The sequence below is a fragment of the Pollutimonas subterranea genome, from assembly GCF_002849655.1.
Classification (GTDB): Bacteria; Pseudomonadota; Gammaproteobacteria; order Burkholderiales; family Burkholderiaceae_B; genus Pollutimonas; species Pollutimonas subterranea.
Map to the genome: position 1 here is coordinate 90,329 of NZ_PDNW01000003.1, position 14,808 is coordinate 105,136.

Genomic DNA, 14,808 nt, shown 5'->3' on the forward strand with positions numbered 1-14,808 from the left:
ATTTACAGGCGCACCGGCAAGCTGCGCACGCGCTTGCCGGTTGCGGCGAAGATCGCGTTGCACAGGGCAGGGGCAACGGGCGGCACCGGAGGCTCACCTACGCCGCCCGGGGGCGCTGCGTGGTTGTCGTTCACCAAGTGGGTTCGGATCGTGCGCGGCGAGGCGGCGTAGCGCAGCACTTCGTAGTCATGGAAGTTGCTTTGCTTGACGCGGCCGTTCTCAAAGCTAATTTCGCTGGTCAACGCCAGGCTCAGCCCCATGATGGCGCCGCCCTCCATTTGGGCGCGGATGCGCTCGGGATTGACCTGCGGACCGCAATCAATGGCCATGTCCACGGCCACGACCTGTACCTTCCCCTGGGCATCCACCGCCACTTCGACCACGGTAGCGGTGTAGCTCATGAAGCTGTAGCAAAAAGCCAGTCCCAGCCCATGGCCTTCGGGCAGTGTGCGGCCCCAGCCAGCACCGCGCGTTGCGGCTTCGATCACGTCGCGCAGGCGGCCGGTGTCATAGGGGTAACGCTCGGGTGACTCGTCGTAGTTCCAGGTGTCGGAGAGCTTGCCGGGGTTGATTTTGCGTGGGGGGCCAATCAGGTCCAGCGCGAACTGCTTGTGGTCCTGTTCAGCGCGATGCGCAAGTTCGGCGATGAAGCATTGCGCGGCAAACGCGTGGGGAATGTTGTACACCGAGCGGAACCAGCCGATACGGGCGTGCGCCTCCACCTCGGCGGTCTCGATGCGCACATGCGGAATCAGGTAGGGCATGTTGATGGCCGACATGGCAGCTTCGAACACCTGCAGGCCTTTGGCGCCTTCGGAGAATAGCGAACCGATAGTGGGGGCCGCGCTACGGTGCAGCCACGTCTCAGGTTGTCCATTCTTGCCAACCACGGCTTCCAGACGTTCGACGGCGACAGTATGCAGATAGTCGTGATGAATGTCATCTTCGCGCGTCCAGACCAGCTTGACCGGCGTGCCAGGCATAGTCTGGGCAACGATGGCGGCCTCGTCCACATAGTCGGGTTTGGACTTGCGCCCAAAGCCGCCGCCCAGCAGCAGCACGTTGACCTTGACGTTTTCGGGTTTGAGATTGAGCCGGGTCGCGACGACATTCAGCGCGGCTTGCGGGTTTTGGACCGAAGTCCAGACCTCGCAATGGTCGCCGTTGACCACGACGGTTGCCACAGGCGGCTCCATTGAGGCATGGGCCAGATGGGGTAGATAATATTCAGCGGCAAAACGCTCGGTTTCAGATGCTTTAGCCCAGACTTCAGGCGCGTTGCCGTCATTCCGCAAGGCTTTTCCGGGCGCGCCGGCGGCGGTTTCCAGGGTCTTGCGATACGCGACGGAGTTGTAGCTGGCGTTAGGCCCATCATCCCAATCGATTTCCAGCGCGGCGCGGCCCTGTATGGCGGACCAGGTATTGGAGGCGACCACCGCCACCCCGCCCAGTGCCTGGAAGGCCGGGGCGCCGCTGTAGGACGGGATCTCCATCACTTTCAACACGCCGGGCACCTGCAGCGCTTTGTCGCTGCGCACGCTGCGTAGTTTGCCGCCTACCACCGGCGGGCGGGCGACCACGGCGTAGACCATGTCAGGCAGATGCATGTCCATGCCATAGGTGGCCTGGCCCTTGCCTATGGCTTCCAGGTCTACCAGCCGCACTTTTTCTTTGCCGATGTAGCGAAACTCGGCGGGCGACTTGAGCTTGAGCGCATCGCCTTGGGGCACTTGTTGCTTGGCGGCTTCAGCGGCGAGTTCGCCATACCCCAGGCGCCGGCCGCTAGGCACATGTTCTACCTCGTGTTGCACGGCGCGTACTTCGGAAGCGGGTACTGACCAGCGTGCGGCGGCGGCAGCTTCGAGCATGTGCCGGGCGGCCGCGCCCACGCGCCGCATTGGGAGCATGAAGTGCCGCACGCTGCGCGAGCCGTCGACGTTCTGGTTGCCGTAGCGCGTCTCGTTGGCCTCAGCCTGAACCACATTCACACGGTCCCAGTTTGCTTCCATCTCGTCGGCGACGACCATGGGAAGGCTGGTGCGTATGCCGGTTCCCATCTCAGCGCGGTGCGCGACAATGGTGACGGCGCCGTCAGGTGCGATGGACACGAACACCAGGGGGTCGTCCACCACGCCACCAGGCATCGCATCGGCGCCGTATTTTTTGGCATCCGCCGCCCAGACCGCACCGTTGGCGCTGACGGCCAGAAATAGCGCGCCGAGGCTGCCTTGCAAAAAAGTACGACGGGAAAGATTTTGCGTTTTCGTCAACATTATTTTCCCCCTGGTGCCAAGTGGCTGGCGGCTTGCTGGATGGCCGCACGGATGCGCGGATAGGTGCCGCAGCGGCAGATGTTGCCGCTCATGGCATCATCGATTTGCTCCTCGGTCGGCGAGGGTGTGGTCTTGAGCAGGCTCACGGCCGACATGATTTGCCCGGCTTGGCAATAGCCGCATTGCGCGACATTGTTCTCAACCCAGGCCTGCTGCACGGCCTGGCCCACGTGGTCGCTTTCGATGCCTTCAATCGTCGAGATGGTATGCCCAGCCACGGCCGAGATGGGTGTGACACAGGCACGGATGGGCTGGCCGTCCATGTGCACCGTACAGGCGCCGCACAGCGCCATGCCACAGCCGAACTTGGTGCCCGTCATGCCGAGCTCATCGCGCAGCACCCACAGTAGGGGCATGTCCTCGGGGACGTTCACGTCCCTGGCTTGGCCGTTGACTTGAATGCTTGTCATGTTGAAATCCTCGGTTGAGTGAACAAATACGGTGCAAATTGGATGTCAGTACGAGGCTTCGTTGCCCAAAAATCCGCCGCTCTGATGGCGCCACAGTCGTGCATAGGTACCATTTTTCGCCAGCAGTTCGGCGTGACTGCCTTGTTCGATGATACATCCGTGGTCCATGACCACGAGGCGGTCCATGGCGGCGATGGTGGATAGCCGGTGAGCGATGGCGATCACGGTCTTGCCCTCCATCATTTCGTAGAGGCTTTCCTGTATGGCCGCCTCCACTTCCGAGTCCAGGGCGCTGGTGGCTTCATCCAGCAGCAGGATGGGCGCATTCTTCAGCATCACCCGGGCAATGGCGATGCGTTGACGCTGGCCGCCGGAAAGCTTGACACCGCGCTCGCCGACCAGCGTGTCATAGCCGCGGCGCTGTTCGGAATCGGTTAGCTGCTGGATGAAATCATCGGCATGGGCACCGATGGCGGCGGCGCGGATTGCAGTATCGTCGGCGTCGGGGCGGCCATAGGCAATGTTGTCGCGGATGCTGCGGTGCAGCAGTGAAGTATCCTGGGTGACCATGCCGATGGCGCTACGCAGACTGTCCTGCGTAACCTTGGCGATATCCTGTCCGTCTATGCGGATCTGGCCACCGTCGAGATCGTAGAAGCGCAATAAAAGGTTGATCAGCGTAGACTTGCCTGCGCCGGAACGGCCCACCAGGCCGATCTTTTCTCCGGGCTGAACAGTCAGGTTTAGGCTGTCGAATACTTGGCGTTCGCCGTTGTAATTGAAGCGGACGCGCTCGAACTCCACGTGGCCGCGCGTGACTTCGAGAGCAGGGGCACCAGGCGCGTCCTTCACGTTGGCGGTCCGTGTGAGGGTCGCGAGGCCGTCTTGCACGGTGCCGATATTTTCAAAGAGGGTCGCCATTTCCCACATGATCCACTGCGACATGCCGTTCACGCGCAATGCCATGGCTATAACGGCGGCTACGGCACCGGTGCCAATTTCGCCGCCATGCCATAGCCACAAGGCATAGCCGCCCGCCGCAGAAATCAACGTAGCCACCAGCGCCTGGTTGACGATTTCAAACTGGCTGACAAGGCGCATCTGACGATAGCCGGTATTCTTGAAGTCTTCCATCGCCGCGCGGGCGAAATGCGCCTCGCGTTGGGTATGCGAGAACAGCTTGACAGTGGTGATGTTGGAGTAAGCATCGGTCACGCGTCCGGTCATGGACGATCGGGCATGCGCCTGCTCCTGGCCCACCTTGCCCAAGCGCGGCACGAAATACAGCATGGCAAGGCCGAACAGCGTAATCCAGCCGATAAAGGGCAGCATCAGGCGCAGGTCGAAACTGCCCGCCAGCGCAAGAATAGTGATGAAGTACACGCCTATGCCAATCACAATCTCGGTGAAGGTCATTAATACTTCGCGTACAGCCAGTGCCGTCTGCATGACTTTGGTGGTGACACGTCCGGCAAACTCGTCGGCAAAGAACGACAGGCTTTGCCGCAGCATCAGGCGATGAAAGTTCCAGCGCAACCGTAGCGGCAAGTTGATGGCCAGCACCCGATGCTGCACCATAGTGCGCAACGTCACCAGGCCGATGCTGGCCAACAGTACAAGCCCTATGCCCCACAACACCCGGCGCTCGTGGGCGGAGGCGGGCTCGCCTATCTGCCAGGCGGAGAGCAAATCGATGACCTGTCCGAGAAAGGCGAACAGCCAGGCTTCGTAGATCGACACACTGGCGCTCAGCAGCGCCAGCACAGCAAGGTAGCGGCGTGAACCATGCGTGCATGCCCACAGGAACGGCAGCAAGCCCTTGGGTGGTACTGACGGAGTCTCGGGCGGAAAAGGATTGAGCAGACGTTCAAACATGCGGGGCAAAGAGCCTTCGAGAGCGTACTAGACACGGTAAGGGCGGGGCACGGGAGTCACGTGATATCCAGGATGATAGAGCGGGATGGTTATTCTTGACTACCCGCCACGAACTTGATGCGGCTGTGAGGAATATTCAGTAATCCGCAACTAGGCGCGATACCGCAGTGCTTCGACAAACGCCGAGAACGCCGGGGAGGCTTGGCGTCTATTTGGATAATATAAATGGTAGCCCTGGAAATGGGGACACCACTGGGCCAGGACTTCTTTAAGTCGGCCATCGGCCAGGTACGGTGCAAGCAGCTGTTCGGGCACGTAGGCTAAGCCGATGCCGTCTACGGCCGCATTGAGGACGTGCATGATGCTGTTGAAGACGAGCTGCCCTTCGACCTTGACGGTAAATTCCTTGCCATCCTTTTTGAATTGCCATGCGTAAATGGAGCCGGAGGGACGGTACCGAATGTTGACACAGGCATGTTTGGTCAGATCATAGGGTGTTTTCGGAGGCGGATTTCGGTCAAAGTAAGCAGGGGATCCCACCACGGCCAAACGCCAATCGGGTCCGATGCGGGCGGCGATCATGTCTTTGCTGATCGCCTCACCCAGGCGTATGCCGGCGTCAAATCGCTCTTCGACCACATTGGTGAACCCGTAGTCAACGTAGAACTCCAATGTTATATCGGGATAGGCTTTCAGAAACTCCGCCAGCATTGGACGTAAGCACAGTTCGATTTGATCATCAGTACACGTGATGCGGATTGTTCCCGCTGGTTTGTCTCGTAACTCGCTCAGAGATTCGACTTCCGAGGCAATCTGGTCGAATAGCGGCGCGACCGAACGCATCAGTCGTTCGCCTGCTTCGGTAGGGGCCACATTGCGGGTGGTGCGCGCGAGCAGGCGCACGCCAAGCCGCTCCTCGAGTGCCTTCATAGTATGACTGAGGGCGGAAGGGGTAAGGCCCAGCCTGGCAGCCGCTTTTGTAAAGCTCTGGTCTCGAGCCACGGCGATGAAGGCTTGCAGGTCACTGACTTTGTTAGGTTTCATTCTTGAAATTTTCTCACAACAGCATCAAGATTGCACCCACTATTCAACCGGTCCTTAATGGCTCAAGATTGATGCGCGATCATCAAGCAATTCGTCCTCAATTCAACACCTCGCATAAACAGCATTTCATGAGTGTTCACGTTTCCGAGACTTCCGCAGGCGATACGCCTATAAATCGCTACCCAACGACGCCGAAGCGGGCGGCGGTCTGATGGTGGCCATGATTGAACTCTCCATTGCGCTGGGCTCAACCATTGGCGGTATGCTGTTCGACGGGAGCAGTTATCGCGCGACCTTGGTGGCGAGGGCGGTCGTGTTGATGCTCGCGGCCTTACTGGCCTTTCTGACCTCACGTTCGCAAGTGCCACAAACAGCCTGAGCTATCTGCAGAGCAAGAAGAGATGCCGTGACCTTGAGCAGTACCTGGGTCGTAGTTTTCGAAAATCAGTTTCCGGTCTATATAGGAGTAGTCACCATGACCATCAAAGCCTACGGCGCCCAAGCGGGCGATCAACCCCTTGAGTCCATGGACATCACCCGGCGTACGCCGGGCGAGCACGATGTACAAATCGAAATCGCGTACTGCGGCGTGTGTCATTCCGACCTGCATCAGGTGCGCGAAGAGTGGGCCGGAACCTTGTTTCCGTGTGTTCCCGGTCACGAGATCGTGGGGCGCGTCGCGGCGGTTGGCGAACATGTGAAGGACTTCAAGTCGGGCGACCTTGTCGGCGTCGGTTGTATCGTCGATAGCTGCAAGCACTGCGAGGACTGCGACGAAGGACTGGAGAACTACTGCGACCATATGGTCGGCACCTACAACGGTCCGACACCGGACGCACCCGGCCACACGCTGGGCGGCTACTCCCAACAGATCGTCGTGCACCAACGCTACGTGCTGCGTATCCGCCACCCCGAGGCACAACTGGCCGCCGTGGCGCCGCTGCTGTGCGCCGGCATTACTACTTATTCGCCCCTGCGCCATTGGAAAGTAGGGCCAGGAAAGAAGGTGGGTGTGGTGGGCATCGGCGGCCTGGGTCACATGGGCATCAAGCTGGCGCACGCCATGGGTGGGCACGTGGTGGCTTTTACGACGTCTGAATCCAAGCGCGAGGCGGCCAAGGCCCTCGGGGCCGACGAAGTGGTCGTATCGCGCAATCCGGAAGAAATGGTCGCGCAGGCGAATAGCCTTGATTTCATCCTCAATACCGTCGCCGTGCCGCACGATCTGGATGCCTTCTTCGCGCTGCTCAAGCGTGACGGCACGATGGCCCTGGTCGGCGCGCCGGCCACGCCGCATCCTTCGCCCCAGGTGTTCAGCCTGATCACGAAACGGCGCAGCCTGGCCGGATCGATGATTGGCGGCATTCCCGAGACGCAAGAGATGCTGGATTTCTGTGCCGAACACGGCATCGTGGCGGATATCGAAATGATACGCGCCGATCAAATCAACCAGGCCTACGAACGCATGCTCAAAGGCGATGTGAAGTACCGCTTTGTCATCGATAGCGCCTCACTTGCTCTCTGACGTGCCCGTGTCTGGGATTGCGCCGTTTTTATTCTCTATACAGGAGTTGAGCATGACTGCTCGTATCAAGATTGATTTCGTCTCTGACGTTTCCTGCCCATGGTGCGCCGTGGGCCTCGCTTCGCTGGAGCGCGCGCTGGCTCGCCTCGATGGCGAGCTGGAGGCCGAGATTCATTTTCAGCCTTTCGAGCTGAATCCGGATATGCCGGCTAACGGCCAGGACACGGTGGAGCGGCTCTCGCGCAAGTATGGGCTGACGCCTGAACAGGTGCGACGCAATGGCGAGGCCATCACCGCGCGAGGGCGCGAGGTAGGCTTCACGTTCAACATGGACAAACGCACGCGAACGTACAACACGTTTGACGCGCATCGACTCCTGCACTGGGCCGGTCTTGAAGGGCATCAACTGGAACTGAAGCATGCGCTTCTGAAGGCCTATTTCACTGACGGCGAGAATCCCAGCGATCATGATGTGTTGGCCAGGCTGTGTGTCGAGTCGGGGCTCGATGCCAAGCGCGCCCGCGAAATTCTTGATTCCGACGAGTACGCTGCCGAGGTGCGTGAGCGCGAGCGGTTCTATATGGAGCAGGGAATTAATTCCGTACCAGCGGTCATCATGAATGATCGGCATCTTATACAGGGCGGACAAGCGCCCGACACATTCGAGCGCGCACTGCGTGGGGTGGCAGGCCTTCAAGCAGGGGGTTGAGGCCTACACTAAGGAAGCATGCCCCCGACAGAGCGCCGCATCGCATGTACGGTTTTCTGCGCTACCCAATCTTTGGTCTGTTCGCTGAATTCCAGGAAATGGCGCGAGCGCATATGGGCCTGGATCGCTTCTTGATTGTCGTAGAGTTCATACAGGAAGAAGACGGTAGGATCTGCAGGGTCGCGGCACACATCGAAGAATTTGCAGCCGGGCTCTTCGTTGAGGGAGGTGACTGCGTTTTGCTTTATGGCCGATTCAAATTGTTCTACGAACTCCGGTTTGATATGGAACTGGACAATCAAGGCTTCGAGCATGATGTCGTGCGTATCGGGATGGATTTTGTTGGACTGTGTCTTCATGGAATGAGCGATCCGCTGCAGAATGCATGCGCCTGTAAGTTTGTCTACGCATATAGTATAGGAAGAGGCGTAATCGCCGATATTCGTACAGGTTGCAGCTCATCTGCCTGCCAGAATAGGGCGGAAAACAGGCATTACATGCCGGCACGGGCAGGATTGAATACAGAATGATTGGGGGTGGTGAGCTGGACCAGCTCATCGACCGCGATCCGCACTTTTGGCTGTAGATGCCAAGTCTTTTGCCAAATGACATGAATCGGCATCACGCCGCCCGATATCTCGGAAAGAACTTGTGTAAGCACTCCGCTGCGTAGGGCGTCATCGGCCAGCTACGTCGGTAACTGGGCCAAGCCGCTGCCGACAAGGCATGCATGAAGCAAGGCATCGCCATCGGTCAACTCATGTCGGGATCGGATCTCTTGCGGTTCAATTTCCCCTGCTCATTTTTCAACAACCAGGCGGGCCGATGACCATGGCGCCAACCCGTGACGCAGTCATGGTTGCGCAGATCCGTAACGGTGGCGGGCACGCCGCGAAGCGCATATAAAACCAGGCGTTGCTCCCCCAAGCGGCGCGCGATGAGCTCTGAAGAGTCAGGCAGCACACCGATACGAACGGCCAGATCAAGCCTATGAGCATTTATCCAAAGGCGCGTTCGGTAAAATCGTGATCAAGATCGCCGATTAATGACGGGAGAACTCTGATGTCGCGTGTCGTTCGCTTCCACTCGCTGGGTGGGCCTGATGTGCTTCGGCTGGAAGAGCGGGAAGTCCCCGAGCCCGGTGCTGGCGAGGTGCTCATCAACGTCGAGGCCATTGGCCTGAACCGCGCCGATGTCATGTTCCGAACAGGACGCTATCTGGAAAAGGCCACATTTCCTTCCCAGATGGGCTTCGAAGCATCGGGAACCGTGCTTGCCTTGGGTTCCGGTGTTGAAGGCGTGCGCGTCGGCGACGCCGTGGGCGTCCTGCCTGGCTTTGATCTCAGCAAGTACGGTACTTATGCCGATCATGCCGTCATTCCGCAAGCCCATGTGTTGCCGCAGCCGCAAGGGTTGACGAGCGCTCAAGCGGCGGGGCTGTGGATGGCCTATTTGACCGCCTATGGCGGCCTCATCGAAGCCGGCAGGTTGACGGCGGGTGACTGGGTCGTCATTTCGGCGGCCTCCAGCAGCGTGGGGCTCGCCGCCATCCAGATCGCCCTGCAGGCGGGTGCCCGACCGATTGCCACCACATTAACGAGCGTCACGCGCGATGCGTTGATGGAGGCCGGAGCCTATGCGGTCATCGCGACGCAGGAAGAACCGTTGGGACAGCGCCTGCAGGAATACACCGGCGGCATGCTCAATTGCGCCTTTGATGCCGTGGGCGGGCCACAGGTAGTCGATCTTGCCCAGGCCATGGTGCCGAAAGGGCGAATTGTCATTCACGGCGCGCTCAGCCCTGAAGACACACCCTTTCCGTTGAAGCTTGCCTTGAGAAAAAGCCTGGCGTTTCGCGGCTACGTCTATACAGAAGTGACGAAAAACATCGACAGCCTCGCGCGTGCCCAGCACTTTATTGCGCAAGGTATCGCATCAGGCATGTTACGGCCGCATATCGACAGGACATTTTCATTGGATGAGGTGGTCGATGCGCATCGATACCTGGAGTCCAGCCAGCAGTTTGGAAAAGTCGTGTTGACGACTTCACCAGCGGCTCATGTATAGTAAGTCTGATAGGTTCTGTCGACGTACAGTTTCCACGAAAGATTGTTATCGCTCAAGGAGAATGCGCTATGGCTAATTCGAACGACAAGGCTGCTCACGGTTCAACCACGGGGTCCGGCGCGCCTGCGCCCAGCGACCGTAATTCGCTGACGATGGGCCCCAATGGGCCTATTTTGCTTCACGACGTTCACTTTCTTGAACAAATGGCGCACTTCAATCGCGAGAAGGTACCGGAACGCCAGCCGCATGCCAAAGGAGCGGGTGCATTTGGCGTATTCGAGACCACGGCGGATGTCTCCGCCTACACCAAGGCCGCTTTGTTCCAGAAGGGCTGTAGAACCGAAATGCTGGCGCGGTTTTCGACGGTAGCGGGTGAGTCGGGCAGCCCGGACACTTGGCGCGACGTTCGCGGCTTCTCGCTCAAGTTCTACACGGAAGAAGGCAATTACGACCTCGTCGGCAATAACACGCCTATTTTCTTCGTGCGCGATCCGATGAAGTTTCCGCACTTCATCCGCAGCCAGAAGCGCTTGCCAGACTCGGGCCTGCGTGACAACCACATGCAGTGGGACTTCTGGACCAATAATCCCGAATCCGCCCATCAGGTCACCTATCTCATGGGCGATCGCGGCCTGCCTCGTACCTGGCGCCACATGAACGGCTATGGCTCACACACCTTTATGTGGGTCAATGCGAAAGGCGAGAAATTCTGGGTCAAGTATCATTTCCATACCCACCAGGGCATGGAGTTTTTCAATAATGGCCAGGCCAAGGAAATGGCCGGGATGGATGCCGACTATCACCGTCGAGACCTGTTCGAGGCCATCGAGAACGGCGAGCATCCAAGCTGGACGCTGTCGGTACAGGTGATGCCCTACGGCGACGCCAAGGCCTATCGCTTCAATCCCTTTGACCTGACCAAGACCTGGTCACACAAAGATTATCCGTTGATTGAAGTGGGCACGATGACGCTCAATCGCAATCCCGAGAACTTCTTTGCCGAAATCGAGCAGGCCGCCTTTTCGCCCGGCGCCATCGTTCCTGGCATTGGACTGTCGCCCGACAAGATGCTGCTGGGGCGCGCCTTTGCCTATAACGATGCGCAGCGCAACCGCATAGGCACTAATTTCCACCAATTACCCGTCAACAAGCCCAAAGTTCCTGTCAACACTTATATGTTCGACGGGCAAATGACGTACGAGCACAGTGGCAACCAGCCGGTCTATGCACCGAACTCGCAAGGGCGCAGCTGGGCCGACGAAACCGGAAAAGTGGAAGATGGCTGGGAAACCGATAGCGATATGGTGCGCAGCGCCTACACCCTGCATGCCGAGGATGACGATTTTGGCCAACCCGGCACATTGGTCCGACAGGTGTATAACGACGAGCAACGGGATCGCCTGATTGAAACTGTTGCCGGCAGTTTGCTGGGTGGTGTGCGCAGCCCGGTACTCGAGCGCGCGTTTGAGTACTGGAAGAGCATCGATCCCGATGTGGGCCGGCGCATAGAAGAAAAGGTACGTTCGGGCAAGGCGTCCGAGCCGGCAGCCGGAATGAGCGAAGCCTAAGCTCGCCGACGTTCAATGTAACGCTGGTCGGAAGGTTTGATCATGCCTTGGTTGCCGTAGCGGCGGTGTCCGGATCGATATCGAATTCGATTGGATATCCCGCCGCCACCCAGGCCTCGATGCCACCGGCCAGCGGTCGAACCCTGCCATAGCCTTGTTGCATCAACTGTTTTGCAACCATGGCCGCCGATGCGTCGTTGGGGCAATCGCAGTACACGATGACTTCATCGGCAGGTCCCATATTTATTGCGATATCGCTGGCGGTAAGGGAGATCGCGCCTGGAATGCGGCCTTGCGCCTGTGCAAGCGCCGATCGTACATCGACGACGATGGCATGGTCGCCCGATTCCAGCATGCCGTGCAATTCATAGGGGGTGACCCGTTCCATGCACAGGAATTTGACGAAGCGTTTGCGCTGCCACCACTTGTTCGCCACGAACAACAGAAGCGCGATGCTCAGCAGCAGCCCACCCAGCATGCCAAGGCTGATCAGTATATCCAGCAGCTCGTCGACCGCCGTACTGAACAGGGATCCCAGATAGATGGCTGACCCGGCCCAGAGCGCCGCGCCTATGACGTCGAACAGCAAGAAGCTTCTTTTCGGGGTTCCGACGGCGCCTGCCAGCACACTGGCGATGGAGGCAAATCCAGGAATGAACTTGGCCACCATCAGCGATGGCGGCCCCCAGCGCAAGTAAATGGATTCCGTCTGCCTGACGCATGAGTCAGGCGACAGGGAAATGCGGCATAGCGTCGACAGCATTTTGCGGCCATAACGCCGACCGGCCAGGTACCAGCCGAAGTCCGCAAGCAACGCGCCGAAGACGGCAACGCCCAGCAAGGCGAACGCGGAATAGCCGCTGGTATCGAGCAGCGCGCCCGCAACGACCAGGATGGGGTAGGCCGGCACGGGCGCACCTGCCTGCTCGACAAGCACGTTGAGGAACACAACAACAAGGCCGTGTTCCTCAATGAGTTGCAGTATGGATTGCATCATGGCGTGCTTCGATAAGCTTAGGCGCGCCGCACGTGGCTTTCGTTCAATTTGCCGATGCTGTCGACGCCGCTATGCAGCACGGTATTGATCAATTCGCGGTTCATGAATTCCATTACGCCATTCACACCGCCCGCGCCACCCGCGGTCAGGCCGTACATCAATGGACGGCCGATCGCAACGGCATTCGCGCCCAGCGCCAGTGCTTTCACGATATCGGTGCCGCGGCGGATGCCGCTGTCCATGATGATGGGCACGTCGCCTTGCAGTGCTTGAGCGATTTCAGGCAAAACGGTAATTGCCGCGGGCGTGCCGTCCAAGGCCCGGCCACCATGGTTGGAAACCTGGATGGCGGCCGCACCCGCCTTCACGGCTGCAACCGCATCTTCCGGCCGGGTCACGCCCTTTACGATGACCGGCAGGCCAGTGGTGGCGCCGATGAATTCCAGGTCATCCCAAGTCAGGTTCGTCTTGAACGCATTGGGATTGCCAGTGGGGAAATTGCCATAGGGCAGCCATGGCCGGGGGTTGCCCAGGCGCATGTATTCATCGGACGAGCCTTGGCCGATGGCATCCACCGTGAAAACGATGGCCTTGAAGCCGGCGTCGCGTGCACGCAGGAGCACTTCCTTGGATTGGCCCGCATCGACCGTCAAATACATTTGAAACCATTTCGGTCCTGCCGAGGCTTTGGCAATGTCTTCCATGCTGCGCGTGGAAGCGCTTGATACGGTCAACAGGGCGCCGGAGCGGGCTGCGCCTTCGGCGGTGGCGACTTCACCGGCGGGGTGGTGCAGTCCATGGCTGCCGAATGGCGTCACAATAACCGGGTGGGGAAGTTTCTCGCCCAGCAGCGTCACCGAAGTATCGATCTTCTCGCGCACGATACCTTGCATCCGGTGAGGGGTGAAGACGTAGTCGCCAAAAGCGCGGCGGTTCTCGCGCAAGGTCCACTGGTCACCTGAACCGTGGGAGACAAACACATAGGTGCCGTGCCCGTACTTCTGCTTGGCTTCCTCTTCCAGGAGATCGATATTGAATACGCGAAGGTCTTTGTTGATCCCTTTGCGCTCGATCATCATCGACTCGGTACCCGCTTCTTCCTTTACCTGGGCGCGTGCCAAGCCCGAAGCCGACAGCGCAGCGGTCGCAAAACCCGCCCCGGCCAGCCGGAACATATCACGGCGTGTACGGTTCGCAGGCTCGGATACAGTAGCGGAAATCAGATCGTTCGCAGAGTCGTTCATGGTACTTCTCCTAGGTAATTTCGTGAGGCTTGCGGGTTGGTGTGCCTTCCAAGTCCAGTATGGGGCCCAGCGGAACGATGCCGTTGGGATTGATGCTGTCGTGGCTGCGGTAGTAGTGCTGCTTGATATGGTCGAAATTCACCGTCGCCGCAATGCCGCGCCATTGATAGAGTTCGCGCGTGTAACTCCACAGGTTCTCATAATCGGCCAGGCGTCTCAGGTTGCACTTGAAATGGCCGTGGTAAACGGCGTCAAAGCGGATTAGCGTGGTGAACAGGCGCCAGTCAGCCTCGGTGACCTGGTCGCCCAACAGATAGCGTTGCCGCCCCAGCCTGGTTTCCAGCTTGTCGAGATAGGCAAACAGCTTGCCGACCTCCTGCTCATAGACGTCTTGGTCGGTCGCAAATCCGACCTTGTACACGCCGTTGTTGACGGCATCATAGATTTCAGCATTGATGGCATCGATCTGCGGCAGCAGTTCCACAGGGGCGTAATCGCCTCCGCTGGCACAGATGCCATCGAATGCCGAGTTGAGCATGCGAATGATTTCGGACGACTCATTGCTGACGATGGTGTTGCGTTCCAGGTCCCAGAGGACAGGCACCGTCACGCGCCCGCTGTATTGGGGCTGCGCGCGCAGGTAGACCTCATACAGGTATCGGGCTTGGCCCACCGGATCGGCCACCACGCCGGGCGCGGGCTCGAAGGTCCAGCCGTGCTTGCCCATATAAGGGTTGACGACGGACACACTGATCATGTGCTCCAGGCCTTTCAAGGCTCGCAGGATCAATACGCGGTTTGCCCAAGGGCAGGCCAGCGAGACATAAAGGTGATAGCGGCCGGGCTCGGCCCTGAATCCCTCGCCACCGCTAGCACCGGCGCTGCCGTCTGGCGTAATCCAGTTGCGAAACTGTGCGTCGTTGCGTACGAAGCGGCCGCCCGTGCTTGCCGTGTCATACCACTGTTCATGCCATTTTCCGTCTATGAGAAGTCCCATATTGCTTCCTTTTCCTGGTGGCATCCCCACATGGGAACG

14 protein-coding genes are annotated in these 14,808 nt (G+C 59.1%); 5 read left to right on the plus strand and 9 right to left on the minus strand.

Annotation, left to right across the window (positions count from 1 at the left end; genetic code table 11):
* Positions 1-2 precede the first annotated feature (2 nt).
* From CR159_RS04750 to CR159_RS04765, 4 genes are all read right to left on the minus strand, one after another.
* Positions 3-2,273, minus strand: coding sequence for a xanthine dehydrogenase family protein molybdopterin-binding subunit (locus CR159_RS04750; protein WP_102072870.1), 2,271 nt, complete (start codon positions 2,271-2,273; stop codon positions 3-5).
* On the minus strand, positions 2,273-2,743 hold the full coding sequence (locus tag CR159_RS04755; RefSeq protein ID WP_102072871.1) for a (2Fe-2S)-binding protein: 471 nt from the start codon (positions 2,741-2,743) through the stop codon (positions 2,273-2,275). The genes CR159_RS04750 and CR159_RS04755 overlap by 1 nt, the downstream gene beginning before the upstream one ends.
* 45 nt (positions 2,744-2,788) lie before the next feature.
* A complete protein-coding gene (locus CR159_RS04760) occupies positions 2,789-4,627 on the minus strand; it encodes an ABC transporter ATP-binding protein (protein WP_102072872.1) in 1,839 nt (612 codons plus the stop codon).
* 141 nt (positions 4,628-4,768) lie between these two features.
* Positions 4,769-5,662: a LysR family transcriptional regulator gene (locus CR159_RS04765; RefSeq protein WP_102072873.1), complete on the minus strand. Its 894-nt coding sequence runs from the start codon at positions 5,660-5,662 to the stop codon at positions 4,769-4,771.
* A gap of 220 nt (positions 5,663-5,882) precedes the next feature.
* On the opposite strand from CR159_RS04765, the gene CR159_RS04770 reads away from it, so the two are divergent.
* The 3 genes from CR159_RS04770 to CR159_RS04780 all read left to right on the plus strand — a co-directional run bounded on the left by CR159_RS04770 (position 5,883) and on the right by CR159_RS04780 (position 7,896).
* Positions 5,883-6,041 (plus strand): hypothetical protein, encoded by a 159-nt coding sequence (locus CR159_RS04770; protein WP_199173240.1) that lies wholly within the window; start codon positions 5,883-5,885, stop codon positions 6,039-6,041.
* Between the two features lie 96 nt (positions 6,042-6,137).
* A complete protein-coding gene (locus tag CR159_RS04775; protein ID WP_102072874.1) occupies positions 6,138-7,187 on the plus strand; it encodes an NAD(P)-dependent alcohol dehydrogenase in 1,050 nt (349 codons plus the stop codon).
* A 52-nt stretch (positions 7,188-7,239) separates the two neighbouring features.
* Entirely contained in the window at positions 7,240-7,896 is a 657-nt protein-coding gene (locus tag CR159_RS04780) for a DsbA family oxidoreductase (RefSeq protein WP_102072875.1), read from the plus strand.
* 8 nt (positions 7,897-7,904) lie between these two features.
* Here the strand turns inward: CR159_RS04780 and CR159_RS04785 are convergent, their stop codons facing one another.
* Both CR159_RS04785 and CR159_RS22205 read right to left on the minus strand, forming a co-directional pair.
* Entirely contained in the window at positions 7,905-8,255 is a 351-nt protein-coding gene (locus CR159_RS04785) for a putative quinol monooxygenase (protein WP_233208173.1), read from the minus strand.
* 394 nt (positions 8,256-8,649) lie between these two features.
* Positions 8,650-8,859: a type 2 periplasmic-binding domain-containing protein gene (locus CR159_RS22205; RefSeq protein WP_369406245.1), complete on the minus strand. Its 210-nt coding sequence runs from the start codon at positions 8,857-8,859 to the stop codon at positions 8,650-8,652.
* A gap of 99 nt (positions 8,860-8,958) precedes the next feature.
* Here CR159_RS22205 and CR159_RS04795 point away from each other — a divergent pair, with 99 nt between their 5' ends.
* Positions 8,959-9,963 (plus strand): zinc-dependent alcohol dehydrogenase family protein, encoded by a 1,005-nt coding sequence (locus tag CR159_RS04795; RefSeq protein WP_102072877.1) that lies wholly within the window; start codon positions 8,959-8,961, stop codon positions 9,961-9,963.
* A 68-nt stretch (positions 9,964-10,031) separates the two neighbouring features.
* Positions 10,032-11,531: a catalase gene (locus tag CR159_RS04800; protein ID WP_102072878.1), complete on the plus strand. Its 1,500-nt coding sequence runs from the start codon at positions 10,032-10,034 to the stop codon at positions 11,529-11,531.
* A 40-nt stretch (positions 11,532-11,571) separates the two neighbouring features.
* Here CR159_RS04800 and CR159_RS04805 read toward each other — a convergent pair whose 3' ends face one another.
* Genes CR159_RS04805 through CR159_RS04815 form a run of 3 tightly spaced genes read right to left on the minus strand, consistent with a single transcriptional unit; the run spans position 11,572 to position 14,769 of the window.
* Positions 11,572-12,525: a rhodanese-like domain-containing protein gene (locus CR159_RS04805; protein ID WP_102073065.1), complete on the minus strand. Its 954-nt coding sequence runs from the start codon at positions 12,523-12,525 to the stop codon at positions 11,572-11,574.
* Positions 12,526-12,545: 20 nt separating this feature from the next.
* Positions 12,546-13,772 carry an alpha-hydroxy-acid oxidizing protein gene (locus CR159_RS04810; protein ID WP_102072879.1) on the minus strand — a complete coding sequence of 409 codons (1,227 nt, stop codon included), beginning with the start codon at positions 13,770-13,772 and terminating at the stop codon, positions 12,546-12,548.
* Between the two features lie 10 nt (positions 13,773-13,782).
* On the minus strand, positions 13,783-14,769 hold the full coding sequence (locus tag CR159_RS04815; RefSeq protein ID WP_102072880.1) for a glutathione S-transferase family protein: 987 nt from the start codon (positions 14,767-14,769) through the stop codon (positions 13,783-13,785).
* Between the last annotated feature and the right edge of the window lie 39 nt (positions 14,770-14,808).

Bases quoted from the DNA above. Each gene is read 5' to 3' on its own strand.
- CR159_RS04755 (WP_102072871.1), bottom strand. From the start codon at position 2,743: ATGACAAGCATTCAAGTCAACGGCCAAGCCAGGGACGTGAACGTCCCC.
- CR159_RS04795 (WP_102072877.1), top strand. From the start codon at position 8,959: ATGTCGCGTGTCGTTCGCTTCCACTCGCTGGGTGGGCCTGATGTGCTT.
- CR159_RS04785 (WP_233208173.1), bottom strand. From the start codon at position 8,255: ATGAAGACACAGTCCAACAAAATCCATCCCGATACGCACGACATCATG.
- CR159_RS04810 (WP_102072879.1), bottom strand. From the start codon at position 13,772: ATGAACGACTCTGCGAACGATCTGATTTCCGCTACTGTATCCGAGCCT.
- CR159_RS04805 (WP_102073065.1), bottom strand. From the start codon at position 12,525: ATGCAATCCATACTGCAACTCATTGAGGAACACGGCCTTGTTGTTGTG.
- CR159_RS04780 (WP_102072875.1), top strand. From the start codon at position 7,240: ATGACTGCTCGTATCAAGATTGATTTCGTCTCTGACGTTTCCTGCCCA.
- CR159_RS04765 (WP_102072873.1), bottom strand. From the start codon at position 5,662: ATGAAACCTAACAAAGTCAGTGACCTGCAAGCCTTCATCGCCGTGGCT.
- CR159_RS04770 (WP_199173240.1), top strand. From the start codon at position 5,883: ATGATTGAACTCTCCATTGCGCTGGGCTCAACCATTGGCGGTATGCTG.
- CR159_RS04815 (WP_102072880.1), bottom strand. From the start codon at position 14,769: ATGGGACTTCTCATAGACGGAAAATGGCATGAACAGTGGTATGACACG.
- CR159_RS04775 (WP_102072874.1), top strand. From the start codon at position 6,138: ATGACCATCAAAGCCTACGGCGCCCAAGCGGGCGATCAACCCCTTGAG.
- CR159_RS04750 (WP_102072870.1), bottom strand. From the start codon at position 2,273: ATGTTGACGAAAACGCAAAATCTTTCCCGTCGTACTTTTTTGCAAGGC.
- CR159_RS04800 (WP_102072878.1), top strand. From the start codon at position 10,032: ATGGCTAATTCGAACGACAAGGCTGCTCACGGTTCAACCACGGGGTCC.